The 26239-nt window shown below is 70.2% G+C and carries 21 protein-coding genes, 1 tRNA gene and 1 riboswitch; of the genes, 13 read left to right on the top strand and 9 right to left on the bottom strand.

The window, feature by feature from the left end:
• Positions 1-77 precede the first annotated feature (77 nt).
• Positions 78-512, top strand: coding sequence for an SsgA family sporulation/cell division regulator (locus tag ACIBNA_RS08940; RefSeq protein WP_020271172.1), 435 nt, complete (start codon positions 78-80; stop codon positions 510-512).
• Between the two features lie 108 nt (positions 513-620).
• Here ACIBNA_RS08940 and ACIBNA_RS08935 read toward each other — a convergent pair whose 3' ends face one another.
• A complete protein-coding gene (locus ACIBNA_RS08935) occupies positions 621-2306 on the bottom strand; it encodes a YibE/F family protein (RefSeq protein ID WP_399164545.1) in 1686 nt (561 codons plus the stop codon).
• Positions 2307-2378: 72 nt separating this feature from the next.
• Positions 2379-2568: riboswitch (TPP riboswitch) on the top strand.
• On the opposite strand from ACIBNA_RS08935, the gene thiC reads away from it, so the two are divergent.
• Positions 2561-4345, top strand: a complete 1785-nt coding sequence (gene thiC / locus ACIBNA_RS08930; RefSeq protein WP_399164544.1) for a phosphomethylpyrimidine synthase ThiC — start codon at positions 2561-2563, stop codon at positions 4343-4345. (Overlaps the previous riboswitch by 8 nt.)
• Positions 4346-4436: 91 nt before the next feature.
• Here the strand turns inward: thiC and ACIBNA_RS08925 are convergent, their stop codons facing one another.
• The 3 genes from ACIBNA_RS08925 to ACIBNA_RS08915 all read right to left on the bottom strand — a co-directional run bounded on the left by ACIBNA_RS08925 (position 4437) and on the right by ACIBNA_RS08915 (position 7970).
• A complete protein-coding gene (locus tag ACIBNA_RS08925; protein ID WP_399164543.1) occupies positions 4437-5303 on the bottom strand; it encodes a hypothetical protein in 867 nt (288 codons plus the stop codon).
• A gap of 183 nt (positions 5304-5486) precedes the next feature.
• Positions 5487-6578, bottom strand: coding sequence for a metallophosphoesterase family protein (locus ACIBNA_RS08920; protein WP_399164542.1), 1092 nt, complete (start codon positions 6576-6578; stop codon positions 5487-5489).
• A 279-nt stretch (positions 6579-6857) separates the two neighbouring features.
• Entirely contained in the window at positions 6858-7970 is a 1113-nt protein-coding gene (locus ACIBNA_RS08915) for a LacI family DNA-binding transcriptional regulator (protein WP_399164541.1), read from the bottom strand.
• Positions 7971-8400: 430 nt separating this feature from the next.
• Here ACIBNA_RS08915 and hisC point away from each other — a divergent pair, with 430 nt between their 5' ends.
• Positions 8401-9480: a histidinol-phosphate transaminase gene (hisC, locus tag ACIBNA_RS08910; RefSeq protein ID WP_399164540.1), complete on the top strand. Its 1080-nt coding sequence runs from the start codon at positions 8401-8403 to the stop codon at positions 9478-9480.
• Between the two features lie 16 nt (positions 9481-9496).
• Here the strand turns inward: hisC and ACIBNA_RS08905 are convergent, their stop codons facing one another.
• On the bottom strand, positions 9497-9886 hold the full coding sequence (locus tag ACIBNA_RS08905; RefSeq protein ID WP_399164539.1) for a cyclophilin-like fold protein: 390 nt from the start codon (positions 9884-9886) through the stop codon (positions 9497-9499).
• A 139-nt stretch (positions 9887-10025) separates the two neighbouring features.
• Here ACIBNA_RS08905 and ACIBNA_RS08900 point away from each other — a divergent pair, with 139 nt between their 5' ends.
• The 4 genes from ACIBNA_RS08900 (at position 10026) to ACIBNA_RS08885 (ending at position 17256) form a co-directional block, all read left to right on the top strand.
• Complete coding sequence (locus ACIBNA_RS08900; protein WP_399164538.1) at positions 10026-11534, top strand: cytochrome ubiquinol oxidase subunit I; 1509 nt, start codon at positions 10026-10028, stop codon at positions 11532-11534.
• A 20-nt stretch (positions 11535-11554) separates the two neighbouring features.
• Positions 11555-12559, top strand: coding sequence for a cytochrome d ubiquinol oxidase subunit II (cydB, locus tag ACIBNA_RS08895; protein WP_399164537.1), 1005 nt, complete (start codon positions 11555-11557; stop codon positions 12557-12559).
• 12 nt (positions 12560-12571) lie between these two features.
• The gene (cydD, locus tag ACIBNA_RS08890; protein WP_399164536.1) at positions 12572-16093 is read left to right on the top strand and encodes a thiol reductant ABC exporter subunit CydD; all 3522 of its coding nucleotides are present in this window, start codon (positions 12572-12574) and stop codon (positions 16091-16093) included.
• Positions 16094-16197: 104 nt separating this feature from the next.
• The gene (locus ACIBNA_RS08885; protein ID WP_399164535.1) at positions 16198-17256 is read left to right on the top strand and encodes a M23 family metallopeptidase; all 1059 of its coding nucleotides are present in this window, start codon (positions 16198-16200) and stop codon (positions 17254-17256) included.
• A gap of 41 nt (positions 17257-17297) precedes the next feature.
• On the opposite strand, the gene ACIBNA_RS08880 is transcribed toward ACIBNA_RS08885, so the two are convergent.
• From ACIBNA_RS08880 to ACIBNA_RS08865, 4 genes are all read right to left on the bottom strand, one after another.
• Positions 17298-18185 carry a Cof-type HAD-IIB family hydrolase gene (locus ACIBNA_RS08880; protein ID WP_399164534.1) on the bottom strand — a complete coding sequence of 296 codons (888 nt, stop codon included), beginning with the start codon at positions 18183-18185 and terminating at the stop codon, positions 17298-17300.
• Positions 18186-18336: 151 nt separating this feature from the next.
• Positions 18337-19239 carry an LLM class flavin-dependent oxidoreductase gene (locus ACIBNA_RS08875; RefSeq protein ID WP_399164533.1) on the bottom strand — a complete coding sequence of 301 codons (903 nt, stop codon included), beginning with the start codon at positions 19237-19239 and terminating at the stop codon, positions 18337-18339.
• Positions 19240-19291: 52 nt separating this feature from the next.
• Complete coding sequence (locus tag ACIBNA_RS08870) at positions 19292-19870, bottom strand: RNA 2'-phosphotransferase (protein ID WP_399164532.1); 579 nt, start codon at positions 19868-19870, stop codon at positions 19292-19294.
• 136 nt (positions 19871-20006) lie between these two features.
• Positions 20007-21764 carry an SDR family oxidoreductase gene (locus tag ACIBNA_RS08865; protein ID WP_399164531.1) on the bottom strand — a complete coding sequence of 586 codons (1758 nt, stop codon included), beginning with the start codon at positions 21762-21764 and terminating at the stop codon, positions 20007-20009.
• A 192-nt stretch (positions 21765-21956) separates the two neighbouring features.
• On the opposite strand from ACIBNA_RS08865, the gene ACIBNA_RS08860 reads away from it, so the two are divergent.
• The 6 genes from ACIBNA_RS08860 (at position 21957) to ACIBNA_RS08835 (ending at position 26210) form a co-directional block, all read left to right on the top strand.
• Positions 21957-22925, top strand: a complete 969-nt coding sequence (locus tag ACIBNA_RS08860) for an ABC transporter ATP-binding protein (protein ID WP_399164719.1) — start codon at positions 21957-21959, stop codon at positions 22923-22925.
• Positions 22915-23832 (top strand): ABC transporter permease, encoded by a 918-nt coding sequence (locus ACIBNA_RS08855; protein WP_399164530.1) that lies wholly within the window; start codon positions 22915-22917, stop codon positions 23830-23832. Before ACIBNA_RS08860 ends, ACIBNA_RS08855 begins: the two co-directional genes overlap by 11 nt.
• On the top strand, positions 23829-24740 hold the full coding sequence (locus ACIBNA_RS08850) for an ABC transporter ATP-binding protein (RefSeq protein ID WP_399164529.1): 912 nt from the start codon (positions 23829-23831) through the stop codon (positions 24738-24740). Before ACIBNA_RS08855 ends, ACIBNA_RS08850 begins: the two co-directional genes overlap by 4 nt.
• 9 nt (positions 24741-24749) lie before the next feature.
• Positions 24750-25469, top strand: coding sequence for an ABC transporter permease subunit (locus ACIBNA_RS08845; RefSeq protein WP_399164528.1), 720 nt, complete (start codon positions 24750-24752; stop codon positions 25467-25469).
• Between the two features lie 101 nt (positions 25470-25570).
• Positions 25571-25834 (top strand): hypothetical protein, encoded by a 264-nt coding sequence (locus ACIBNA_RS08840; RefSeq protein WP_399164527.1) that lies wholly within the window; start codon positions 25571-25573, stop codon positions 25832-25834.
• A gap of 269 nt (positions 25835-26103) precedes the next feature.
• Positions 26104-26210 (top strand) — tRNA-OTHER (locus ACIBNA_RS08835).
• The last annotated feature ends 29 nt before the right edge of the window (positions 26211-26239 follow it).

Genomic DNA, 26239 nt, shown 5'->3' with positions numbered 1-26239 from the left:
TGTGTACGTTCAGCAAGATTCCACCAAGTGTCAGAGGTTCGTTCCCGGCCAGTCCACGGCGAATGACGGGGTTAGCGATGCGCGAGTCCGTACAGGCAGAGGTCATGATGAGCTTTCTCGTGTCCGAGGAGCTCTCCTTCCGCATTCCGGTGGAGCTGCGCTATGAGACCAGTGATCCCTATGCCGTGCGGCTCACCTTCCACTTGCCCGGTGATGCCCCGGTGACATGGGCTTTCGGCCGGGAGCTGCTGATCGACGGGGTCGGCCGTCCGTGCGGGGAGGGCGACGTGCGGGTCACGCCCGTCGAACCGGACTCGCTGGGCGAGGTGCTGATCCGGCTTCAGGTGGGCAGTGACCAGGCGCTGTTCCGGTCGTCGACGGCACCGCTCGTCGCCTTCCTCGACCGCACCGACAAGCTGGTGCCGCTGGGCCAGGAAGGCTCGCTCGCCGATTTCGACGCCCATCTCGACGAGGCCCTGGACCGCATCCTGGCGGAACAGGGCGCCGGCTGAGACATCCGTCGGGCGGAACGGTGGAGTAACGCTTCACCGGATGCCGCCGAGCTGTGCAGGAACGCTTCTCCGTACGGCGGGACAGATGGCTTCTGAGTTGGCGAGCCGTCAGCGCTTGCGGCGCCGGCCCTTCCCCCCGCGTGCCGGGGCCACGGCGGCCTCCACGGCGGGCTGCGCTCCCGGGCGGTCGGCCGAGACCACCAGCGCGGCCAGGGCCGTGGTGACCGGCACCGAGGCGACCAGGCCGATCGAACCGATCAGCGTGCGCACGATCTCCTCCGCGACCAGCTCGCTGTTGGCGACCGTCCCGACACCGCTCTGCGCGATGGAGAACAGCAGGAGCAGCGGCAGGGCGGCACCCGCGTAGGCGAGGACGAGCGTGTTGACGACCGAGGCGATGTGGTCGCGGCCGATCCGGATACCCGCGCGGTAGAGGCCGCGCCAGCCCATGGACGGGTTGGCCTCGTGCAGCTCCCAGACCGCCGACGTCTGCGTGACCGTCACGTCGTCGAGCACACCCAGCGAGCCGATGATGACGCCGGCGAGCAGCAGACCGCTCATGTCGATCGTCGGGTAGAGGCCGTGGATCAGACCGGTGTTGTCGTCGGTGTTGCCCGTGAGCGCGGCCCAGCCGATGAACAGCGAGCCGAGGACGCCGATCAGCAGCAGTGAGATGAGGGTGCCGAGCACCGCCACGGATGTCCGGGCCGACAGGCCATGACACAGATACAGGGCGATGAGCATGATGGCGCTCGCGCCCACCACCGCCACGAGCAGCGGGTTCGAGCCCTGGAGGATGGCGGGCAGGATGAAGAGGTTCAGCACCAGGAAGCTGATGGCCAGCGCGACCAGGGCCATGACACCGCGCAGCCGCCCGACGACCACGACGGCGAGGGCGAAGATGCCGGCGAGCAGCGCCATGGGCAGGCGTCGGTTGATGTCGGTGACCGAGTACTGGAGGTCCCTCGGCGCGGAGGGCTCGTAGGCGACCACGACCTCCTGGCCCTCGTGCAGCTGGCGGGACTGATCGGGCTGGACGATCTCGGTGAAGGTGCGGCCCTTGTCCTTGCCGCTGTCGACCCGGATCGTCGCCCGCTTGCAGGTGCCGTTCTCCTGCTGCACCGCGGAGGAACCCTCGGCGGTGGAGGTGTCGCCGGTCGGCGGGACACCCGAGGCGCCGGCCTCCTTGCAGCTCACCTCCACGACCTTGGTGACCGAGGCCTGCTGCGTCTGCCGGTCGAAGCCGACGCCGGTGCGCTCGTGCGGCGGGGCGCCGCCCGGCCACAGCACGGCGAGACCGACCAGCACGGCAGCGGCGAAGGGGATCAGGACCGCCGCGATGACCTTGCGCAGGTGCATGGAGACGGGCGTGGCAGGACCGTGGTTGTGACCGTGCGGGTGCCCGTGTCCGCCGCCCGGCGCGGGGCCGGGTCCGTTTCCGTGACCGCCGCCTCCGCCGTGCCCGTGGCCGCCGCCGGGACCGTGTCCTTCGCCGTGACCATGGTCTTCGCCGTGTCCGTCGCCTCCCCCGTGACCGTGGCCTTCGCCGGGCCTGTCGCCTCCCTCGGGGCCGGAGCCGTGCCAGCCTCCGGAGCCGGCACCATACGCCCCGGCCGGGTCGGCGCCCTGCCCGTTCCTGGGACCGGGCCCGTGCCCGGGCGCTTGTCCCCGGGCAGGCCCCAGCCCGCCCGGGGCGGCGAAATCGTGCCCGCGCCCACGGCCGTTGCCGGTGCCGGCGCCGGATCCGCGGGGCGGTTCGGGCGGTGGGTAAGGAGGACGCTGCGTCGTGGTCACCGACCGATCATCGCAAGAACGAGGGGGGCCCTCTGTTCACCGCGCCAGAATTGCCGCTAGCGTGGAGGCACCTTTTGTACACGCGGGAGCTCGGAGCACCGGGCTGAGAGGGCGCTGACCTCCGTCCCAGCGATGTTTCACATGAAACATCACCGAAGTCGAGTGATGTTTCACACGAAACGTCGGCAGACGGAAGCCGCTGCGTCGACCGCCGAACCTGTTACCGGGTAATGCCGGCGTAGGGAGTAGGTCTCATGACCAACAAGGACGCACGCACGCCTGCCTCCGTTCAGGACGCACAGTCCGAGGAGGCCGGGAAGTCCATCGGCTGGCACAAGGCGTATGTCGAGGGCTCTCGCCCCGACCTGCGGGTGCCGGTCCGTCAGGTGCATCTCACCAACGGGCAGTCGGTCACGCTGTACGACACGTCGGGCCCGTACACCGATCCGCTCGTCGACACCGACGTCCGCAGGGGCCTGTCGCCGCTGCGCGAGAACTGGATCATCGCCCGTGGCGACACCGAGGAGTACGCGGGCCGACCTGTCCGTCCCGAGGACGACGGCATCAAGCACACCTCGCCGCGCGGGGGCCTGCGCAACCTCGACGCCGTCTTCCCAGGACGGCCGCGCCAGCCGCGTCGCGGCAAGGACGGCAAGGCGGTCACGCAGCTCGCGTACGCCCGCCGCGGCGAGATCACGCCCGAGATGGAGTACGTGGCCATCCGGGAGAACGTTTCGCCCGAGGTGGTCCGCGACGAGATCGCGGCGGGCCGGGCGGTGCTGCCGGCCAACGTCAACCACCCGGAGATCGAGCCGATGATCATCGGCAAGCGGTTCCTGGTGAAGGTCAACGCCAACATCGGCAACTCCGCGGTGACGTCCTCCATCGAGGAGGAGGTCGAGAAGATGACCTGGGCGACCCGCTGGGGTGCCGACACGGTCATGGACCTGTCCACCGGCCGCAACATCCACACCACGCGCGAGTGGGTGCTGCGCAACTCCCCCGTCCCCATCGGCACCGTGCCGCTCTACCAGGCCCTGGAGAAGGTCGACGGCCGGGCCGAGGAGCTGACCTGGGACATCTACAAGGACACCGTCATCGAACAAGCCGAGCAGGGCGTGGACTACATGACGGTCCACGCGGGCGTGCGCCTGGCGTACGTGCCACTGACGGCCAACCGCAAGACCGGCATCGTCTCGCGCGGCGGCTCGATCATGGCCGCCTGGTGCCTCGCGCACCACAAGGAGTCGTTCCTGTACGAGAACTTCGAGGAGCTCTGCGAGATCCTCGCCGCGTACGACGTCACGTACTCCCTCGGCGACGGCCTGCGGCCGGGCTCGATCGCGGACGCCAACGACGAGGCGCAGTTCGCCGAACTCAGGACTCTCGGGGAACTCAACCGGATCGCGAAGCGTTTCAACGTACAGACCATGATCGAAGGCCCGGGCCACGTCCCGATGCACAAGATCAAGGAGAACATCGACCTTCAGCAGGAGATCTGCGATGAAGCTCCGTTCTATACGCTCGGCCCGCTGACCACCGACGTCGCGCCGGCGTACGACCACATCACCTCCGGCATCGGTGCCGCGATGATCGCCTGGTGGGGCACGGCCATGCTGTGTTACGTCACGCCCAAGGAGCACTTGGGCCTGCCGAACCGTGACGACGTCAAGACCGGCGTCATCACCTACAAGATCGCCGCCCACGCAGCGGACCTCGCCAAGGGACACCCGGGTGCCCAGGAGTGGGACGACGCGCTGTCCGACGCCCGTTTCGAGTTCCGGTGGGAGGACCAGTTCAACCTCGCCCTCGACCCGGACACGGCACGGGAGTACCACGACGAGACCCTGCCGGCGGAGCCCGCCAAGACGGCTCACTTCTGCTCGATGTGCGGTCCCAAGTTCTGCAGCATGAAGATCTCACAGGACATCCGCCGTGAACACGGCGGCACACAGGCCGAGATCGAGGACGGCATGGCCCAGAAGTCGAAGGAGTTCGCGGCGAGCGGGAACCGCGTGTACCTGCCCATCGCGGACTGATCCGCCCGCACACAGGCCGAGGGCCGGGGACCGGTGGTCCCTGGTCCCCTGGCCCGCGGGAGCGGTCTGGTCCCTGGCGCAGACCCGACGGCTACTCCGGCTGGTGTTCCGGTCCTCCGAAGTCCGGGCTGGTGTAGTCCGGGCTGCTGAAGCTCGGCCGCGAGCCGCGGTTGCCGTCCTTAGGGCTGGTGAAACCCGGGCGGTCGTAGCCGAGGTGCGGGATGCGGCTGACCGGCGTGGACGGGGAGGTGTGGTGCAGCGCGGCGGCCGTACTCGGGTCGACGAGGGCCTCCCGGAGGAAGGGCAGGATGCCTTGTTCCAGCAGGGCCTCGCGCCAGGCCTCCCTGGCCCGGTCCACTTCCCCCTGCAGTTCGCCGTGCGGACCGCTTTCGGCCGTCGGCTTGTTGCGCAGGGCGGTGATCAGCAGTCCCACCGCGGCGACGAGGATCGCGACCGCGGTCACGGCGCCGAACACCCAGCCCGTGGTGAGCATGGTCCGGGCGAACGTCTGCTCGGGGTTGAGCATCTGGAGGATGTAGCCGACGAGCAGGAAGATCGCCGCGGCGGTTCCGGCGAGGACGGGGGCGAGGACGGCGACGACGGCGATGGCGCCCGCGCCGGCGGTCTCGGCGACCTCCCCCATGGTGGCGGCGAGGCCTGCCGCGCCCGTGTCCGGCTCGGAGGAGCCGGATTCACGCACGGCCGGTTGGCTGGACGGCGCCGGCTGGCGCAGTTCCTCGCGGACCTTGACGTAGTGCTGGTACTCGGTCGACGCGGCCGCCGTGATGAGCGCGGTGGCGTTCAGCGCCATGGTGCGCAGTTGTTCGGGGTTGAGCCGCTGTCCGACAGCGGCCAGTTCCGGACGGTGTGGGGCGGAGCGCAGCGCCTCATCGAGGATCCGCTCGTATTCCTGGCGGTCCTCGCTCAGCAGGTGCTGCGGAACGCTGTTCATGTGCATCCCCCGATGCTCCGTAGGGCTTGGGGCTCGGCATGCTGACGAGCCGTCGGGCAGAAACGGAGGGGAGCCTGCTACGGATAAGCCGATGGTAGAGCCGTGAAGGTGGGCCGTGACAGGGGGTTTACCGAAATTGACCCCTCACCGGTCCGGTCCTGTGACGGGAAACGCCTGCCCGGTGAACGCTCACGTACCCAGCGGCAGTTGCTGGACCAGCAGCTTTCCGGCCATGGTCACGCCGCCGTCCATGGCGATGGCGAGTCCGTCGGCATAGACGTGCGGTCCCTCGACCACGGGGTCGGTGCTGTCCTCGTCCTCCTCGGAACCGACCTCCCCCAGCAGATACGGAATCGGGCTGTGTCCGTGAACGATGCGGGTGCCCCCGTACGTATCCAGCAGGGAGCGCACGGCGTCCGCGCCGCCCTCGTCACGGAAGGAGAACCGCTTGGTGAACTTGCGGAACAGGTCCCAGACCTCGTCCGCGTCGTTGCGCGTGAGCGTCTCGCGGACGGTGTCGTTGACCTCTTCGATGGAGCGGCCGTAGTCGAGGTAGGCGGTGGTGTCGGAGTGGACGAGCAGATGGCCGTCGACCTCCTCGACGGCGTCCAGGCGGGCCATCCATTGCAGGTGGTGGTCCTGGAGGCGGTCCATGTCGGTCTTCTGGCCGCCGTTGAGCAGCCAGGCCGCCTGGAAAGTGGCGGTGCCCGCGCCGGAGTTGACGGGGGTGTCGCCGAACCGCTTGGCGCCGAGCAGCAGCAGCTCGTGGTTGCCCATGAGCGCCTTGCAGTAACCGCCGGCCGCGGCGGCCTCGGCGGACAGCCGCATCACCAGGTCGATCACGCCGATGCCGTCCGGTCCGCGGTCGGTGAAGTCGCCGAGGAACCACAGCCGGGCGGTGCCCGCGCACCAGTGACCGGCGGTATCGAGGAGGCCCTTGTCCTGGAGGGCCGCCACCAGCTCGTCGAGGTAGCCGTGCACGTCACCCACCACGTACAGCGGGCCCTGCCCGGTGTCGGCCTGCGGGGCCGCGACGGCCTCGGGGTCGACGGTCACCTGGACGGTGTCTCCCCGGTGGATCACGGGAAGATCGCGCTCGGTCGGCGTGTACCCCTCGGGGTAGGTCTCCTCGGTCGGCGGGGCCACCTCGCCGGAGTGGGCGCTGTCGACGTACGGACCGGCCTCGTGGACGTACGCGGGCACCCGGAAGTCGCGCAACGTCGCCGTCCGCTCCACCTCGGGTCCCTGACCGGCCCCCTGAGTCATCGACCCCTCCACCATCGCGCCGCATCTGCACCGCATCGGACTGCCTGGTCGTAGCGGCCCGTCGGTGTCGTGGGCCCATCATAGGAATGCGGATCGCGCCATGTGATGACCCAGGGGTGGTGAATCAGAGCAAGAGTCCAGTTCACCGCGGCTTTCGCCCCGATTGGGCCGGGCTTTGACCACCGTGTGACCGTCCTTGCTTTCCTTCTCTTCGCGAGAACGATCCCTTCTCTCCGGGGGACCGGCCCTGTTTCTCCCCAGGAGTGCGAACTTCCCTTTACCCGGGTGTTCGGGCTACGTCCCCTCGGGGGACCGCGGCGGGCTGACCGTCGTGCGCGGCGAGCGCCGCTGGGACGACGTGCGCACGATCAGCTCCGTCGGTATCACCTGCTCCACCGGTCGGTCCGAGTCCGCTCCCTCGATGGCGTCGATGAGGAGCTGCACGACCGCCGTGCCGATGCGGCGCGGTTTCAGGGAGAGTGTGGTGATGGGCGGCTCGGTGTTGGCGTACACGGTGGACTCGCTGCAACAGACCAGCAGCAGGTCGTCCGGGACGCGCAGGCCGTAGCGGCGGGCGGCGGCGAGCAGGTCGGTGCCGTTCGGGTCGAACAGCCCGTAGACCGCGTCGGGCCGGTCGGGGCGGGCCAGGAGCCGGTCGGCGGCGACGGCGCCCGCGCACGGATCGTGCGCCGGGTAGGCCTCGTACACCGGATCCTGGCCGACGCGCTCGCACCAGCGCAGGTACGCGGTGGTCGACAGGTGGGTGTACGTGTCGGTCGTCGTGCCGGTCAGCAGGCCGATGCGGCGGGCGCCGGCGTCGGCCAGGTGGTCGAGGATGCCGAGGACGGCGGCCTCGTGGTCGTTGTCGACCCAGGCCGTGACCGGCAGTGAGCCGGCCGGGCGTCCGTCGGAGACGACCGGCAGACCCTGCCGGACGAGTTCGCTGACCACCGGGTCCTGGTCGGAGGGGTCGATGACGACCGTGCCGTCCAGGGCGACGTTCGACCACACGTCGTGGCGCGAGGTCGCCGGCAGGATGACGAGGGCGTAGCCGCGGGCGAGCGCGGCGGAGGTGGCGGCTCGCGCCATCTCGGCGAAGTAGGCGAACTCGGTGAAGGTGAAAGGTTCATCTCCGTACGTCGTCACGGTCAGGCCGATGAGTCCCGACTTGCCGGTACGGAGGGTCCGGGCGGCGGCCGAGGGGCGGTAGCCCAGCCGGTCGGCGACCTCTCGGACATGGCGCCGGGTGGCGTCCGGGAGCCGGCCCTTGCCGTTGAGGGCGTCGGAGACGGTCGTGATGGACACTCCGGCGGCGGCGGCCACGTCTCTGATACCCGCCCGACCCGGCCGACTGCCTCGACGTGAGGTTTCCGCGCGGCTCACCTGGTGCTTCCCTGCTGCTGTCATGGCGAGCCGATAGTAGGGCTCATGCGGTGGGGTAGTGCGGACGCATATGCACGCGTTGACAGGCACGTTTCTGCATGATCATTTAACGTCAATTGCTTTGGAAAACAAGGGCGTTGAGCGCTCCCATGCCAGTACGTGACTTGTCGGCCCGCACGGGCCTGCCTAGTGGGCGATGTTGCGAAGAGGTCTCAACTCACCTGCACGGGGGATGCGCGCCACGGCGTGCACCACCGGCGCATAGATATATGTGCGGCGCGCCCCGGATTCGTATGCCTTCGTGCGGCGATGCCCCTGATGTCGGTGGGGCACACGAGGCCGGCGTTCGTCGCTGCGTCGTGGCTATACGCAGCGGTGCCGAATCCTCATAAGGTGAGGAGTATTGGATGTCGGCGGCGGTCATGGGCCGCCGGTCTTCGCGAGGAGGACTGCGGTGAGTGAGACGAGCCCCAAGCTGCGCGCCGAGCTGGAGGGGATCCCCACCTACAAGCCGGGCAAGCCGGCCGCCGCGGGCGGGCCGGTGGCCTACAAGCTGTCCTCCAACGAGAACCCCTACCCGCCGCTGCCGGGTGTGATGGAGACGGTGACGGCGGCGGCCTGCAACTTCAACCGCTACCCGGACATGGCCTGTACGGCGCTGATGAACGAGCTGTCCGAGCGGTTCGGCGTGCCCCTCACCCACCTGGCCACCGGCACCGGGTCGGTCGGTGTCGCCCAGCAGCTGATCCAGGCCACCTCCGGCCCCGGCGACGAGGTCATCTACGCCTGGCGGTCCTTCGAGGCGTACCCGATCATCACGCAGATCAGCGGCGCTACGTCGGTGCAGGTGCCGCTGACGTCCGGTGATGTGCACGACCTCGACGCGATGGCCGACGCGATCACCGACCGGACCCGGCTGATCTTCGTCTGCAACCCCAACAACCCGACGGGCACGGTCGTGCGGCGGGCGGAACTCGAGCGCTTCCTCGACCGCGTGCCCGGTGATGTGCTGGTGGTGCTCGACGAGGCCTACCGCGAGTTCATCCGCGACCCCCAGGTGCCGGATGGTGTCGAGCTCTACCGCGACCGGCCCAACGTCTGCGTCCTGCGGACCTTCTCCAAGGCCTACGGCCTCGCCGGTCTGCGCGTCGGGTTCGCCATCGCCCATGAGCCGGTGGCCGCTGCGCTGCGCAAGACGGCGGTCCCGTTCGGAGTGAGCCAGCTCGCGCAGGAGGCGGCGATCGCCTCGCTGCGTGCCGAGGACGAACTGCTCGGCCGGGTCGGCTCGCTGGTGTGTGAGCGCACGCGCGTGGTCGACGGGCTGCGATCCCAGGGCTGGACGGTGCCCGAGACCCAGGCCAACTTCGTGTGGCTGCGATTGGGGGAGCGCACGGTCCCGTTCGCTCAGGCGTGCGAGCAGGCGGGCGTGGTGATCCGGCCGTTCCCGGGTGAGGGTGTGCGGGTGACGGTCGGGGAGAATGAGGCGAACGACATCTTCCTGAAGGTGGCGGAAGGGTTCCGCAAGGAGCTGTAGGGCTCCGCGAGCCGGGTCAGGCGTCTACGAGTTCCACACGCACGGGGTCGCCGTCCCGCACCGTCGCGAGCACTCCAGGGTCGCCGTCGATGCGGCCCAGGACGTTGCACGGGCTGGCGAGGCGGCACTCGTCGACTCGTGAGATCGGCGTGGGCCCGTAGGGGAGGGCGAGGGCGTCGCCGTCGGTCCAGAAGGCGACCGTGCCCGCCTCGACAACCTCCCGGGCGTCCGTTTCACGTGAAACGGACACTCCTGTGTCGAAGTACACCTCCTCGCCCCAGGTGCGGGCGGTCGAGGCGAAGGGCAGCGCCTTGGCGAGGGCCCGGGTGGTCGGGGTGTCGTCGAGGGTCGCGGTGAGATGGCATGCGGGCCAGGAGATCCGTATCTGGAGCGGTGTCGTCTGCACGCCGCATATTCAACAATATGTTGAAGTTCCCGCCAAGGGGTTGACCGCGACGGGGGCCCCCTCAACGGCTCGAAAGTCCGTGCTGCATAATGGCTTGTGAATGTGAACGCTTTCACAAGCGTATGTAAGGAGCGGCGACGTGGACCTGGCTTTGGCGCCGGAGACCCTGGCGCGATGGCAGTTCGGCATCACCACCGTCTACCACTTTCTGTTCGTCCCCCTGACGATCTCGCTGGCCGCCCTGACGGCCGGACTGCAGACCGCCTGGGTGCGGACGGAGAAGGAGAAGTACCTCCAGGCGACGAAGTTCTGGGGCAAGCTCTTCCTGATCAACATCGCGATGGGTGTGGTCACCGGCATCGTGCAGGAGTTCCAGTTCGGCATGAACTGGTCCGACTACTCGCGCTTCGTCGGTGACGTCTTCGGCGCGCCGCTCGCCTTCGAGGCCCTGATCGCCTTCTTCTTCGAGTCCACCTTCATCGGCCTGTGGATCTTCGGCTGGGACAAGCTGCCCAAGAAGATCCACCTGGCCTGCATATGGATGGTCTCGATCGGCACGATCCTGTCGGCGTACTTCATCCTCGCGGCCAACTCCTGGATGCAGCACCCGGTCGGCTACCGGATCAACGAGGCCAAGGGGCGGGCCGAGCTCACCGACTTCTGGCTGGTGCTGACCCAGAACACCGCGCTCGCCCAGGTCTTCCACACGCTCACCGCGGCCTTCCTGACCGGCGGCGCCTTCATGGTCGGCATCGCCGCCTTCCACCTCGTCCGCAAGAAGCACGTCCCCGTGATGAAGACCTCGCTGCGGCTGGGCCTCGTCACCGTCGTCGTCGGCGGTCTGCTCACCGCGGTCAGCGGCGACGTCCTCGGCAAGATCATGTACCAGCAGCAGCCGATGAAGATGGCTGCGGCCGAGGCGCTGTGGGACGGCGAGAAGCCGGCGCCCTTCTCGGTCTTCGCCATCGGTGACGTGGACAAGGGGCACAACGAGGTCGCCATCGAGATCCCCGGCCTGCTGTCCTTCCTCGCCAAGGACGACTTCACCTCGTACGTGCCCGGCATCAACGACGTCAACAAGGCCGAGCAGGAGAAGTACGGGCCCGGCGACTACCGGCCCAACATCCCCGTCGCCTACTGGGGCTTCCGCTGGATGATCGGCTTCGGCATGACGTCGTTCGCCATCGGCCTGGCCGGACTGTGGCTGACCCGCAAGAAGTTCCTGCTGCCGCAGCATCTTCGAGTGGGCGAGGACGAGGTGCCGCATCTCGTGCTCCTGCCGAAGAAGGCCCTCGGTCCAACCCTCACCAAGTGGTACTGGCGCATCGCGATCCTCACTCTGGGCTTCCCGCTGATCGCCAGTTCCTGGGGCTGGATCTTCACCGAGATGGGCCGCCAGCCGTGGGTCGTCTACGGCGTGCTCCAGACCCGGCACGCGGTCTCCCCCGGGGTCTCCCAGGCCGAGGTCATCACCTCGATGGCCGTCTTCACCACGCTGTACGCGATCCTCGCCGTCGTCGAGGTCAAGCTGCTGGTCAAGTACGTCAAGGCGGGCCCGCCGGAGCTCACCGAGGCCGACCTCAACCCGCCCACGAAGATCGGCGGCGACTCCCGTGACGCCGACAAGCCGATGGCCTTCTCGTACTAGGCCGAGGGAGCTGCACAGTCATGGAACTGCACGACGTCTGGTTCGTCCTGATCGCCGTCCTGTGGACCGGCTACTTCTTTCTGGAGGGCTTCGACTTCGGGGTCGGTGTGCTCACGAAGCTGCTGGCGCGCAACCGGCCCGAGAAGCGGGTGCTGATCAACACCATCGGTCCCGTCTGGGACGGCAACGAGGTGTGGTTGCTGTCGGCGGGCGGTGCCACCTTCGCCGCCTTCCCCGAGTGGTACGCCACGCTCTTCTCCGGCTTCTACCTGCCTCTGCTGCTCGTCCTGGTCTGCCTCATCGTCCGGGGTGTGGCCTTCGAGTACCGCGCCAAGCGGCCCGAGGAGAACTGGCAGCGCAACTGGGAGACGGCGATCTTCTGGACCTCGCTGATCCCGGCGTTCCTGTGGGGTGTGGCCTTCGGCAACATCGTGCGGGGCGTGAAGATCGACCAGGACTTCAACTACGCCGGTGGTGTTCTGGACCTGCTCAACCCGTACGCGCTCCTGGGCGGTCTGGTCACGCTGGCGCTGTTCACCTTCCACGGGACGGTGTTCGTCGGGCTCAAGACGGTCGGGGAGATCCGGGAGCGGGCGCGGAAGCTGGCGCTGCGGGTCGGGATGGTGACCGCCCTGCTGGCCCTCGCCTTCCTGCTGTGGACGCAGTCCGACCGAGGTGACGGAGCGTCGCTCGTCGCACTGGTCGCGGCCGTGGCGTCGCTCGTCGTGGCCATGGTCGCGGCGCGGGCGGGGCGTGAGGGCTGGGCGTTCGCCCTGTCGGGGCTCACCATCGTGGCCACGGTGGCGATGCTCTTCCTGACGCTGTTCCCGAACGTCATGCCGTCGACGCTGAACCCGGACTGGAGCCTGACGGTCACCAACGCCTCGTCCAGCCCGTACACACTGAAGATCATGACGTGGTGTGCCGGGATCGCCACCCCGGTCGTCCTGCTCTACCAGGGCTGGACGTACTGGGTGTTCCGCAAGCGGATCGGTACGCAGCACATCGCCGAGACCGTGCACTGAGGTGTGTTTCACGTGAAACCAATCGATCCGCGTCTGCTCCGGTACGCCCGTGCCACCCGGGTCTTCCTGGTGGCGGTCATCGCCCTGGGGGCGATCGGGGCGGGGCTGGTCATCGCCCAGGCGATGCTCATCGCCGAGGTGGTGGTCGGCGCGTTCCAGCACCGCATGGCGGTGTCCGAACTCGGCACTCCCCTGCTGCTCTTGGCGGCCGTCGCGGTCGGCCGGGCGCTGGTCGGCTGGCTCACCGAGCTCGCCGCGCACCGGGCGAGCGCGGCGGTGAAGTCCGAGCTGCGGGGACGGTTGCTGGAGCGTTCCGCCCAGCTGGGGCCGGGCTGGCTGAGCGGGCAGCGGACCGGTTCGCTCGTCGCCCTGGCCACCCGGGGTGTCGACGCCCTCGACGACTACTTCTCGCGGTATCTGCCGCAGTTGGGTCTCGCGGTGGTCGTGCCGGTGGCGGTGCTGGCGCGGATCGTCACCGAGGACTGGGTCTCCGCGGCCATCATCGTGGGCACCTTGCCGCTCATCCCGGTCTTCATGGTGCTGATCGGCTGGGCCACCCAGTCCCGGATGGACCGTCAGTGGCGGCTGCTGTCGCGGTTGTCCGGTCACTTCCTGGACGTCGTCGCGGGGCTGCCGACGCTGAAGGTCTTCGGGCGGGCCAAGGCGCAGGCCGAGTCGATCCGGCGGATCACAGGCGAGTACCGGCAGGCGACCATGCGGACGCTGCGGATCGCCTTCATCTCTTCCTTCGCGCTGGAGTTGCTCGCGACGATCTCGGTGGCGCTGGTGGCCGTGACGATCGGCATGCGGCTGGTGCACGGCGAGATGGACCTGTACATCGGCCTGGTCATCCTGATTCTGGCGCCGGAGGCGTATCTGCCGTTGCGGCAGGTCGGGGCGCAGTACCACGCGGCGGCGGAGGGGCTCGCCGCGGCCGAGGAGATCTTCGAGGTCCTTCAGACGCCCGTCCCGGCGTCCGGCTCCGGGGCCGTGCCGGAAGGTGCGCTGTCCTTCGAGGGCTTGACCGTCCGGTACCCGGGGCGTTCGGCGGACGCCGTTTCGGACGTGTCCTTCACCGTCGACCCCGGGGAGACGGTCGCGCTCGTCGGGCCGAGCGGCGCCGGCAAGTCGACGCTGCTCAACGCCCTGCTGGGGTTCGTGCAGCCGGCCGAGGGACGGGTGCGGGTCGGGGGAGTCGACCTCGCCGACGTGGACCTGGAGCAGTGGCGGTCCCGGATCGCGTGGGTGCCGCAGCGGCCGCATTTGTACGCCGGGACGATCGCCGAGAACGTACGGCTGGCGCGGCCCGACGCCGACGCCGACGACGACGCCGTACGGCGGGCGCTGCGGGACGCCGGGGCGCTGGAGTTCGTGGACGCGCTGCCCGAGGGTGTGGACACCGCGCTCGGCGAGGACGGGGCCGGGCTGTCCGCCGGGCAGCGGCAGCGGCTCGCGCTGGCCCGGGCGTTCCTCGCGGACCGGCCCGTGCTGCTGCTCGACGAGCCGACGGCCGCGCTGGACGGGGCCACCGAGGCCGAGGTCGTGACGGCGGTACGGCGGCTGGCGGCCGGGCGGACGGTGCTGCTGGTGGTGCACCGGCCGGCGCTGCTGGGGGTGGCGGACCGGGTGGTGCGGCTGGCGGAGCCCGGGATTGCCCCGGTGCCTGTCGCGTCCTCCGCGGTGTCTGTCGCATCCGCCGCGGTCCGGAATACCGGACCGGTTTCCGCCGAGGTCGAGCTGCCCGCCGCGGCCTCTCCGACCAAGCCCGGCGGCCGGTCCGCTTCGAGCGGGGTCCTCGCGCGCGTCCGCGCCATGTCCGGTGCCCGGCGCGGGCGGCTGGGACTCGCGCTGCTGCTCGGGAGTCTCGCGCTCGGGAGTGCCGTAGGGCTCATGGCCACCTCCGGGTGGCTGATCTCGCGGGCCTCGCAGCAGCCGCCCGTGCTGTATCTGATGGTGGCCGTGACGGCGACACGGGCCTTCGGGATCGGGCGGGCCGTGTTCCGGTACGCCGAGCGCCTTGTCTCGCACGACGCCGTGCTGCGGATGCTGGCGGACACCAGGGTCGCGGTGTTCCGCAGGCTGGAGCGGCTGGCGCCCGCCGGGCTGCGCCGGACCCGCCGGGGCGATCTGCTGTCCCGGCTGGTCGCGGACGTGGACGCGTTGCAGGACTACTGGCTGCGGTGGCTGCTGCCGGCCGGGGCGGCCGTCGTCGTGTCGGCCGCGTCCGTCGGCTTCACGGCGTGGCTGCTGCCGGAGGCCGGGGCCGTGCTCGCGGCCGGGCTGCTGGCGGCGGGGGCGGGCGTGCCACTCGTCACGGGTGCCGTCGCACGGCGAGCTGAGCACAGGCTGGCGCCCGCCCGCGGGGTGCTCGCGACGCGGGTGGCCGATCTGCTCACCGGCACCGCGGAGCTGACCGTCGCCGGTGCCCTGCCCGCGCGGACCGCCCAGGCCCGCGAGGCCGACGGGGCACTCACCCGGATCGCCTCGCGCGCCGCCACCGCCACGGCACTCGGCGACGGGCTCACCGCGCTGATCTCCGGCCTGACCGTCACGGCCGCCGCCCTGGTCGGCGCCCAGGCGGTCGCCGCCGGACGGCTGGACGGCGTGACCATGGCCGTCGTCGTCCTCACGCCGCTGGCCGCCTTCGAGGCCGTGCTCGGGCTGCCGCTCGCCGTGCAGTACCGGCAGCGGGTGCGCCGGAGCGCCGAGCGGGTGTACGAGGTGCTGGACGCCCCGGAGCCCGTGGGGGAGCCCGAGCACCCCCGGCAGGCGCCCGCGTCGCCGTTCCCAATCGCCGTCAAGGCACTGGCCGCGCGGCACGCGGGGCAGAACCGGGACGCGCTCGCCGGGCTGGACCTCACCCTCGAAGAGGGCCGCCGGGTCGCCGTGGTCGGACCCTCCGGCTCCGGCAAGACGACGCTGGCGCAGGTGCTGCTGCGCTTCCTCGACGCGAACGCGGGTTCGTACACGCTGGCGGGCGTGGACGCGTACGCGCTGCACGGGGACGACGTACGCGGGCTCGTCGGGCTGTGCGCGCAGGACGCGCACCTCTTCGACAGCTCGCTGCGCGAGAACCTGCTGCTCGCCAAGAAGGACGCCACCGAGGACGAACTGCGTGCCGCGCTCGGCCGGGCCCGGCTGCTGGACTGGGCCGGCGGCCTGTCCGACGGGCTCGACACGCTCGTCGGCGAGCACGGGGCACGGTTGTCGGGAGGACAGCGGCAGCGGCTGGCGCTGGCCCGGGCACTCCTCGCCGACTTCCCCGTCCTGGTGCTCGACGAGCCCGCCGAACACCTGGACCTGCCGACCGCGGACGCGCTCACCGCCGACCTGCTGGCCGCCACCGAGGGTCGTACGACGCTGCTCATCACGCACCGGCTGGCGGGTCTTGAGGCGGTGGACGAGGTGATCGTGCTGGACCGGGGACGTGTCGTGCAGCGCGGGGCGTACGCGGAGATCGTGGCCGTGGACGGGCCGTTGCGGGAGATGGCGGAGCGGGAGGCGGCGTCGGAGTCGCTGGTGGCCGCACCCTAGCGGGGACACGACCGGCGCCGCACTGAGCCGTTCGGGGCAGCCGGTCCCCCAACCGTACGACGAGAACAGGGCCGGGGCGATCCGCCTGGGCGACGATCACTGACATGCGCTCATATCGCCGCCAGCGGCTGCTCGTTCCGGTTCTGCTGTGTGCACTGGCGGTCCTCGCGGCCCGGCCGACGGCGGCGCACAAGGGACCCGGGAGCGGCACCGACGGGGACTCGGGTCTCAGCGCCGAGGTGGCGCGGCTGTACGAGGAGGCCGCGGTGGCGACACAGCAGTACGAGGCGGGGCGCGAGGAGGCCGAGGAGCAACGGGCCAGAGCCCAGCGGGCCGAGGAGCTCCTGGACGGTCAGCGGCGGCACATCGCGGCTCTGCACGAGGACCTGGGCCGGATCGCCCGCGCCCAGTACCGCTCCAGCGGTGGTCTGCCGGTGGCCGCGCAGATGATCCTCGCCGACGGCCCCGACGACCTGATGCGAGGTCAGCACGCCTTCTCGCAAACGAACCTCGCCGTGAACAACGCGATCTCCAAGAGCCGCCGGGCCGAGGCACGGCTCGCCGCGGACGAGGCCAAGGCCGCGGCCCACTGGCAGGCGCTGGAGAAGCGGAACACGCAACTCGCCGGTCTCAAGGCGGACATCGAGCAGAAGCTGGAAACGGCACGCTCGCGGCTCCAGGGGCAGGCGGACGCCTCGGTCGCCGCCGGAGCGTGCCGTGGGGCCGTGCGGCTCGACCAGCCGGAGACGGGCTTCACGAGCGACTGGGTCGCACCCGTGGAGACGTACGAGCTGTCCGCGTCCTACGGCAGCGGCGGTGCGCGGTGGTCGAGCCGGCACACCGGGCAGGACTTCGCGGTGCCGATCGGCACGCCCGTGCGGGCCGTGGGCGCGGGCCGGGTGGAAAAGGTGTCCTGCGGTGGGCCCTTCGGCATCGAAATCGTGCTCAGGCACGCGGGCGGCTACTACACGCAGTACGCCCATCTCGCGTCTGTCGCGGTCGACCAGGGGGAGCACATCAGACCCGGCCAGTGGATCGGCCAGTCGGGCAGTACGGGCAACTCCACCGGACCACATCTGCACTTCGAGACCAGGGTCACGCCGGAGATGGGCTCCTCCGTGAATCCGGTGTCATGGCTGGCGGCGCGAGGGGTGTCGCTCTGACCCCGGCGGGAGCCGCAGCCGCATCCCCATGGCCGCGACAGCTACGGCAGTTCCGTGAGCAGCTGCTCGATCACGACCGCCACCCCGTCCTCGTTGTTCGCGACCGTCCGTCCCGAGGCCGCGGCGATCACGTCCGGGTGGGCGTTGCCCATCGCGTAGGACCGGCCGGCCCAGGTCAGCATCTCCACGTCGTTCGGCATGTCGCCGAAGGCGACGACCTGCTCGTGCGAGATGCCGCGCTCGGCGCAGCACAGGGCGAGCGTGCTGGCCTTGGACACCCCGGGACCGCTGATCTCCAGCAGGGCACTGGGGCTGGAGCGGGTCACGTTGGCACGGTCGCCGATGGCGAGCCGGGCCAGGGTCAGGAAGGCGTCGGGATCCATCTCGGGGTGGTAGGCGAGGATCTTCAGCACCGGCTCCCCTGCCGCACGGTGGTCCGGCGACAGCAGTTCCTCCGCCGGGGCGAGGCTGTCGGGGATCTCCATGTGCAGCTTCGGGTAGGCCGGCTCCTGGTAGAAGCCGTACGTCTGCTCCACCGCGTACACCGTGCCCGGAGCCGCATCACGCAGCAGCCGTACAGCGTCCAGCGCGTTCGCCCGCTCCAGCTCCCGTACCTTCACGAACCGGTGGGAGCCGGGGCCGCCGTGCAGGTCGACCACGGCGGCGCCGTTGCCGCAGATCGCCAGTCCGTGGCCGTGCACATGGTCGCTGACGACGTCCATCCAGCGGGCCGGGCGGCCGGTGACGAAGAAGACCTCGATGCCCGCCTCCTCGGCGGCGGCCAGCGCGGCCACCGTGCGGGGGGACACCGACTTGTCGTCGCGCAGCAGCGTGCCGTCGAGGTCGGTGGCTATCAGCCGCGGCGGGAGGGTCTCGGCCGCGGTCTCGGGCTGTCGGGTCGCTGAGGTCACCCGGCCATTGTCCCGCATATGCCTGCACGGGCGGGCGGGAGTCCGCACAGGTGAGTGGATACCGCCCTCACGAGGAACATCCCGAGGGCGCCTCCCGCAGGGGGCAGCGCAACTCCACCGGAGCCGCCCGAGGCCTCGGCCCGACCGCACCCGAGCCGCCCGAGGGACCTCAGCGCAACTGCGCCGGCGCCTCCATGGCGATCTGCTCGAACGCCTTCTCGTCCGCCGCGAAGGGCGAGTCGGGAATGGGCCAGTGGATCACGATCTCCGTGAAGCCCAGTTCCGTGTGCCGGCCGGCGAAGTCGACGAAGGCGTCCAGGGACTGGAGCGGGCCGCCACGATCCGGGGTGAATCCGGTGAGCAGGACCTTGTCGAGGTCGCTCATGTCCCGGCCGATCTCGGCGCAGGTGTCGGCGAGCTTCTCCGCCTGACCGCGAATGGCCTGAACCGACTGTTCAGGAGTGCCGTTCTCGTACAGCTTGGGGTCGCCGGTGGTCACCCAGGCCTGCCCGTACCGGGCGGCGAGCCGCATCCCGCGCGGCCCTGTCGCGGCCACCGCGAACGGCAACCTGGGGCGCTGCACACAGCCGGGGACGTTCCGTGCCTCGTGCGCCGAGTAGAAGTCGCCTTCGTACGACACCGCGTCCTCGCTGAGCAGCCGGTCGAGCAGCGGGACGAACTCGGCGAAGCGGTCGGCGCGCTCGCGCGGGGTCCACGGCTCCTGGCCGAGCGCGGTGGCGTCGAAGCCGGAGCCGCCCGCGCCGATGCCCAGCGTGACCCGCCCGCCGGAGATGTCGTCGAGGGAGATCAGCTCCTTGGCGAGGGTCACCGGGTGCCGGAAGTTCGGCGAGGTCACCAGGGTGCCCAGCCGCAGCCGGTCGGTGACGGTCGCGGCGGCGGTGAGGGTCGGTACGGCGCCGAACCAGGGGCCGTCCCGGAAGCTGCGCCAGGACAGGTGGTCGTAGGTGTACGCGGTGTGGAAGCCGAGCTGCTCGGCGCGTGTCCAGGTCGAACGGCCGCCCTCCAGCCAGCGGCGGTAGGGGAGGATCACGGTGCTCAGACGCAGACTCATGGCATCGAGCCTAAGGGGGCATCGCGGGTGACCGGTGTTTCACGTGAAACAGTCACCGTGCGCGGCTCGTCCTGCACAGCAGGTCAGCGGGCCCGGGAAAGCGCAGATACCGTGGCGGTACGGCCTGGGTGAGCCACACACCGTTCGCGCTCACATGGAAGACATGACCGTCGCGGTGCATGGCGGCCGCGTCCACGGTCAGCACGATCGGCCGGCCGCGGCGGGCGCCGACGCGGGTCGCGGTCTCGCGGTCGGGGGAGAGATGCACGGCATGCCGGTTCATCGGCTTGAGCCCTTGGGCCCGGATGGCGTCCAGGGTGCGGGCGACGGTGCCGTGGTAGAGGTACGCGGGCGGGGTCGCCGTCGGCAGGCCGAGGTCGACCTGGACGCTGTGGCCCTGGCTGGCGCGGATCCGGGTGTCTTCGACGGCGAAACGCCGTTTGTCGTTGGTGGCGACGACGTGGTCGAGTTCATCACGGGTGAAGGGGAAGCCGTGGGCGGCGGCTGCGGCGATCAGCGTGTCGATCTCCACCCAGCCACCCTCGTCCAGGGCCAGCCCGATCTGCTCCGGCTGGTGGCGCAGATGCTTCGAGAGGTACTTCGACACCTTGACGGTGCGTCTTGCGTCCATCCCATCAGGGTGCGGGAGAGACCTGAATCACGCGATCGAGTTTCCCCTGGAGGTTTGATCCACAGCCAAGTGGTGTTATCCACAGGGGAATTGGCGATTCTGTGGACAACTGGCCTTCAGATCAAGCGCCTTGGGGTCATACCGGCGGCTTCACCCGCGCGATCCGCCGCAGTGCCCCCGGCGCGAACCGCGACAGCCAGCGCGCGCCCCGCGCCTCCGGCGTGACCGGGACCACGGCCTGGTTGCGTACCACCGCCCGCAGGATCGCGGCGGCGACCTTCTCCGGCGGGTAGTTCCGCAGCCCGTACAGACGGGCGGCGCGCTGCTGGAGCCGCTTCTCCTCGCCGGCGTCGACCCCGGCGAAGTGCGCCGTGGACGTGATGGCGGTGTTGACGAAGCCGGGGCAGACCGCCGTCACACCGATCCCCTGCCCGGCGAGTTCCGCCCGCAGGCACTCGCTGAGCATGAGCACGGCCGCCTTGGAGGTGCTGTACGCGGGCAGCGCCCGGGACGGCTGGTACGCCGCCGCCGACGCCACGTTCACGATGTGGCCGCCCTGCCCGCGCTCGGCCATCCGCCGGCCGAAGAGCCGGCAGCCGTGGATCACACCCCACAGGTTGACGTCGAGGACCTTCTTCCAGTCCTCGGGCGTGGTGTCGAAGAAGGAACCGGACAGTCCGATCCCGGCGTTGTTCACCAGGACGTCCACCACGCCGTACTCGGTGGTGACCTTCTCGGCGAGCTTCTCCATGGCCTGCTCGTCGGAGACGTCGACCGTCTCCGCCCAGGCCGCGGGGGCGCCCGTCAGGCGGGACGACTCGGCGGTGCTGGCCGCCGCCTCAGCGTTCCGGTCGACGGCGATCACGCGCGCGCCGGCCTCGGCGAACGCCAGCGCCGTCGCCCGCCCGATGCCGCTGCCCGCCCCGGTGACCAGCACGAGCTGCCCGCCGAACCGCTCGGCGTGCCTGCCGCTCGCCGCCAACGGGGGCCGCCCGCTCTCCACGGACGTCACGAACTCCTCGATCCACGAGGCCAGCTGATCCGGACGGGTGCGCGGGATCCAGTGCCCCGCCTGAACGGTCCTGCGGGTCAGCTGCGGAACCCACTGCTCCAGTCCGTCGTGGAGCCGCTCCGACAGGAACCGGTCCTCCAGGGGCGTCACGATCTGCACGGGCGCGTGGGCGTACGCGTCCGGGCGTGGCCTGCGCAGCCGGGGCCGGACGTTGTCCCGGTACAGCCAGGCCCCGTGTGCCGCGTCCGACGGCAGGGACGAGGTCGGGTAGTCACCCCGGGGCACCTTCTCGACGCGTTCCAGAACCCGGGGCCAGCACTTGCCGAGCGGGCCGCGCCAGGCCAGCTCGGGCAGCACGGGCGTCTGCAGCAGGTACACGTACCAGGACCTGGCGCCCTGCCCGAGGAGCTGGCCGACCCGGCGCGGGGTCGGCCGCTTCACACGGCTGTTGATCCAGTGGCCGAAGTGGTCCAGGGACGGCCCGGACATGGAGGTGAAGGAGGCGATGCGGCCCTCGGTGCGCCGCACGGTGGTGAACTCCCAGGCCTGCACCGAGCCCCAGTCGTGCCCGACCAGATGCACCGGCCGGTCCGGGCTGACCGCGTCCGCGACGGCCAGGAAGTCGTCCGTCAGCTTCTCCAGTGTGAACCCGCCCCGCAGCGGCCGTGGCGCCGTCGACCGGCCGTGCCCGCGGACGTCGTACGCCACCACGTGGAAGTGCCCGGCGAGACGCGCGGCGACCTCGGACCACACCTCTTTGCTGTCTGGGTAGCCGTGCACCAGGACCACCGTCGGCCGCCGCGGATCACCCACCTCGGCCACGCACAGCTCGACTCCGCCGGTCCGCACCCAGCGCTCCCGCGCGCCCGTGAGCAACGTCATCCGGCGAATCTGGCAGTTGTTAGAGAGTTCGTCAATAGAGTGCTCCCCGGCGTGGTCCCGCGCCTGTTCCCGGTCGTGGTAACTCTCAAGAAGCAGGTCCCCTAAGGGCCCGTACTACTCCAGGTTGACCCGAAGACAGCTCTGCGGAGTGACGACCGCCACGATCGCTGCCCCTACCTTCGAAGCGTGACTGTGATCGCGACCGAAAGCCTGAGCAAGCGGTTCCCCAGGGTGACCGCGCTTGACCGGCTCTCCGTGGACGTCGGGCCCGGTGTGACCGGACTCGTCGGAGCCAACGGAGCCGGCAAGTCCACACTGATCAAGATCCTGCTGGGTCTGTCCCCCGCCACCGAGGGCCGCGCCGAAGTGCTCGGCCTCGACGTCGCCACCAAGGGCGCCGACATCCGCGAGCGTGTCGGCTACATGCCCGAGCACGACTGCCTGCCGCCGGACGTCTCGGCCACCGAGTTCGTCGTCCATATGGCGCGCATGTCCGGCCTGCCGCCCACCGCCGCACGCGAGCGTACCGCCGACACCCTGCGCCACGTCGGCCTGTACGAGGAGCGCTACCGCCCCATCGGTGGCTACTCGACCGGTATGAAGCAGCGCGTGAAGCTCGCGCAGGCCCTCGTGCACGATCCGCAGCTGGTCTTCCTCGACGAGCCGACCAACGGCCTCGACCCGGTCGGCCGCGACGAGATGCTCGGCCTGATCCGCCGGATCCACACCGACTTCGGCATCTCGGTCCTGGTCACCTCGCACCTGCTGGGTGAACTGGAGCGCACCTGCGACCACGTCGTCGTCATCGACGGCGGCAAGCTCCTGCGCTCCAGCTCCACCACGGACTTCACCCAGACCACGACGACCCTCGCGATCGAGGTCACCGACACCGACGAGCACCCGGACGGCACCCGCGCGATGCGCGACGCGCTGCACGCGCGCGGGGTGAGCGTCGAGGACGGCAGCGGCCTGCCGGGCGCCGGCCACATCCTGCTGCTCACCGCCCAGGGCGAGGAGACGTACGACCTGGTCCGGGACGTGATCGCGGACCTCGGACTCGGCCTGGTGCGCATGGAGCAGCGCAGGCACCACATCTCCGAGGTCTTCACGACCAGTGACCAGTACGAGCAGCGGAAGGAGGCGGTCGGCCATGGCGGTTGAGCACTCCACGGGGACATCCGCCCCGGCGCCGGGTGACCAGACCCGCATCCACAACATCGGCTACCGCAGCTACGACGGCCCCCGGCTGGGCCGCGCCTATGCCCGCCGCTCCCTGTACTCGCAGTCGCTGCGCGGCTCCTACGGCCTCGGCCGCTCGGTCAAGTCCAAAGTGCTGCCCATGCTGCTGTTCGTGGTGATGTGCGTGCCCGCGGCCATCATGGTCGCCGTCGCGGTCGCCACCAAGGCCAACGCCCTGCCCGTGGACTACACGCGCTACGCGATCGTCATGCAGGCGGTCATCAGCCTGTACGTCGCCTCGCAGGCGCCCCAGTCCGTCTCGCGCGACCTGCGCTTCAAGACCGTGCCGCTGTACTTCTCGCGGCCGATCGAGACCGCCGACTACGTCCGCGCCAAGTTCGCGGCGCTGGCCTCGGCGCTGTTCATCCTCACCGCCGGTCCCCTGCTCGTGCTCTACGTGGGCGCGCTGCTGGCCAAGCTCGACTTCGCCGACCAGACCAAGGGATTCGCACAAGGACTGGTCTCCGTGGCACTGCTCTCGCTGCTGTTCGCCGGTATCGGCCTCGTCATCGCGTCGTTCACCCCGCGCCGCGGCTTCGGTATCGCGGCCGTGATCGCCGTGCTGACGATCACCTACGGCGCGGTCTCCACCCTCCAGGCCATCGCCGACGCACAGGGCAGCGGCGACGCCGTGCCGTGGATCGGCCTGTTCTCGCCGATCACGATCATCGACGGCGTGCAGTCCGCGTTCCTGGGCGCGACCTCCGCCTTCCCCGGCGGGGTGGGCCCGAGCAACGCCGAGGGCGTCGTCTACGTCCTCCTCGCCCTGGGCCTGATCGCGGCGAGCTACGGCCTCCTGATGCGCCGCTACAAGAAGGTGGGACTGTGACCACGCTCTCCATCGACCACGTCTCCCGCTGGTTCGGCAACGTGGTCGCCGTCAACGACATCACCATGACCGTCGGCCCCGGCGTCACCGGCCTGCTCGGCCCCAACGGCGCCGGAAAGTCCACCCTCATCAACATGATGGGCGGCTTCCTGGCCCCCTCCACCGGCACGGTCACCCTCGACGGCCAGCCGGTGTGGCGCAACGAGCAGATCTACCAGCACATCGGCGTCGTCCCCGAGCGGGAGGCGATGTACGACTTCCTCACCGGGCAGGAGTTCGTCCTGGCCAACGCCGAGCTGCACGGCCTGGGCGCCAAGGCGGCCCAGAAGGCGCTCGCGACGGTCGAGATGGAGTACGCGCAGGACCGCAAGATCCAGACGTACTCCAAGGGCATGCGCCAGCGCGTGAAGATGGCCTCCGCCCTGGTCCACGACCCGTCGCTGCTCCTGCTGGACGAGCCCTTCAACGGCATGGACCCGCGCCAGCGCATGCAGCTCATGGACCTGCTGCGGCGCATGGGCGACGAGGGCCGCACGGTGCTGTTCTCGTCCCACATCCTCGAAGAGGTCGAGCAACTGGCCTGGCACATTGAGGTCGTCGTCGCCGGCCGGCACGCCGCCAGCGGTGACTTCCGCAAGATCCGACGCCTGATGACCGACCGGCCGCACCGCTACCTGGTGCGCTCCAGCGACGACCGCGCCCTCGCGGCCGCGCTGATCGCCGACCCGTCGACGTCCGGCATCGAGGTCGACCTCGCCGAGGGCGCGCTGCGCATCCAGGCCGTCGACTTCGGCCGCTTCACGGCCCTGCTGCCGCGGGTGGCCAGGGACCACGGCATCCGGCTGCTCACGGTCTCGCCGTCCGACGAGTCCCTCGAGTCCGTCTTCTCGTACCTCGTCGCGGCGTAGGAGGCCATGATGTACGACCCCACAGTCGCCCGGCTCACCTACCGGGCCCTGCTCGGCCGACGCCGGGCCCTCATCCTCGGAGCCCTGCCGCTGCTGCTCATCGCCATCTCGGTGGTGGTGCGCTTCCTCGCCGGGGCGGACGACCAGACGGCGGCGAATCTGCTCGGCGGCCTCGCCCTCGCCACGATGGTGCCGATCATCGGTGTCATCGCCGGGACCGGCGCGATCGGACCGGAGATCGACGACGGCTCGGTGGTGTACCTGCTGTCCAAGCCGATCAAACGGCCGACGATCATCTTCACCAAGCTGATCGTCGCGATCGCGGTGACGATGGTGTTCTCCGCGGTGCCGACGCTCATCGCCGGCTTCATCCTGAACGGCAACGGCCAGCAGATCGCCGTGGCCTACACGGTGGCGGCACTCGTCGCGTCCATCGCCTACGCGGCCCTGTTCCTGCTGCTCGGCACGGTCTCCCGGCACGCGGTGGTGTTCGGGCTCGTCTACGCGCTGGTCTGGGAGGCCCTGTTCGGCTCCCTGGTGCCGGGCGCGCGCACGCTGAGCGTCCAGCAGTGGGCGCTGGCCGTGGCCCAGAAGGTGTCCGGCGCCGACATGGTGACCTCGGACGTCGGCCTCACCACGGCGACGGTCCTGCTGGTGGCCGTCACGGCGCTGGCCACCTGGTACGCCGGTCAGAAGCTGCGCTCGCTGACACTCGCCGGCGAGGAGTGACGTGCCCCGGCCTTGACGGGGGCTTCACCTCTGCCGGGGCACACTGGGCAAACAGGATGTAAGGAAACGCACGGGAGTTGGAAGGCTGGGAGGGGACGGGGATGGCGGGCGAGGGGGCTCACTACGATGACCACGGGCAGTCCGGATCCGGGGCCGGGGACGGCACCTGGGACGACCTCGACGGCGTAGTCCTGGACGAGGACTTCATACGCTCCGCCGGTACCTCCGAGCCGTCCGCCCGCGCCCGGATGCTCGCCGAGCGCTGGCGCCGCGAGGAGCCGGAGCCACAGCCCTGGCGCTCCGACGAGCCACCCGCGGGCTGGTTCTTCAGCAAGGCCCGCAGGCGCAGGTGGCGCAGGCGCTAGCCGGACCGGCCGCCGATTTATTCAGTGGCGCCCAATTCGTCCGGCGGGCAGAGTAGTTGTCGTCCCTGCCGGACGATGAGTCCGGCGCCACGTTCTGGGAGAGGAGCGGGACGATGCCCATGCACGGCAGTACGTCCAGCTCCCTTCAGGGCAGCCCGCGGCGGGTTCCGGAGTAGTCGCTACCCCTCCGTGGAGCCCGCCCCATACGGGGAGCTGCCCGGGGCGGCCGCTTCGAGCACGCGAATCGCACTCGCGTGGGCCGCCCACCCGGAGGATTGGCCGAGTGGTAAGGCACTGGCTTGCGCTGTGTTCGATCAAAAGCGAGTCATGGTCGGGCCTGGAAAAGCCCGCGCACGTTCGATTCGTGCATCCTCCGCCGAGCGCCGTGAACACCGGGCAATGAGC

The organism is Streptomyces sp. NPDC050164, assembly GCF_044459945.1.
Taxonomy (GTDB): Bacteria; Actinomycetota; Actinomycetes; order Streptomycetales; family Streptomycetaceae; genus Streptomyces; species Streptomyces coeruleorubidus_A.
The sequence above is the reverse complement of the archived record's forward strand: the minus strand, read 5'-3'. Positions and strand labels throughout refer to the sequence as shown.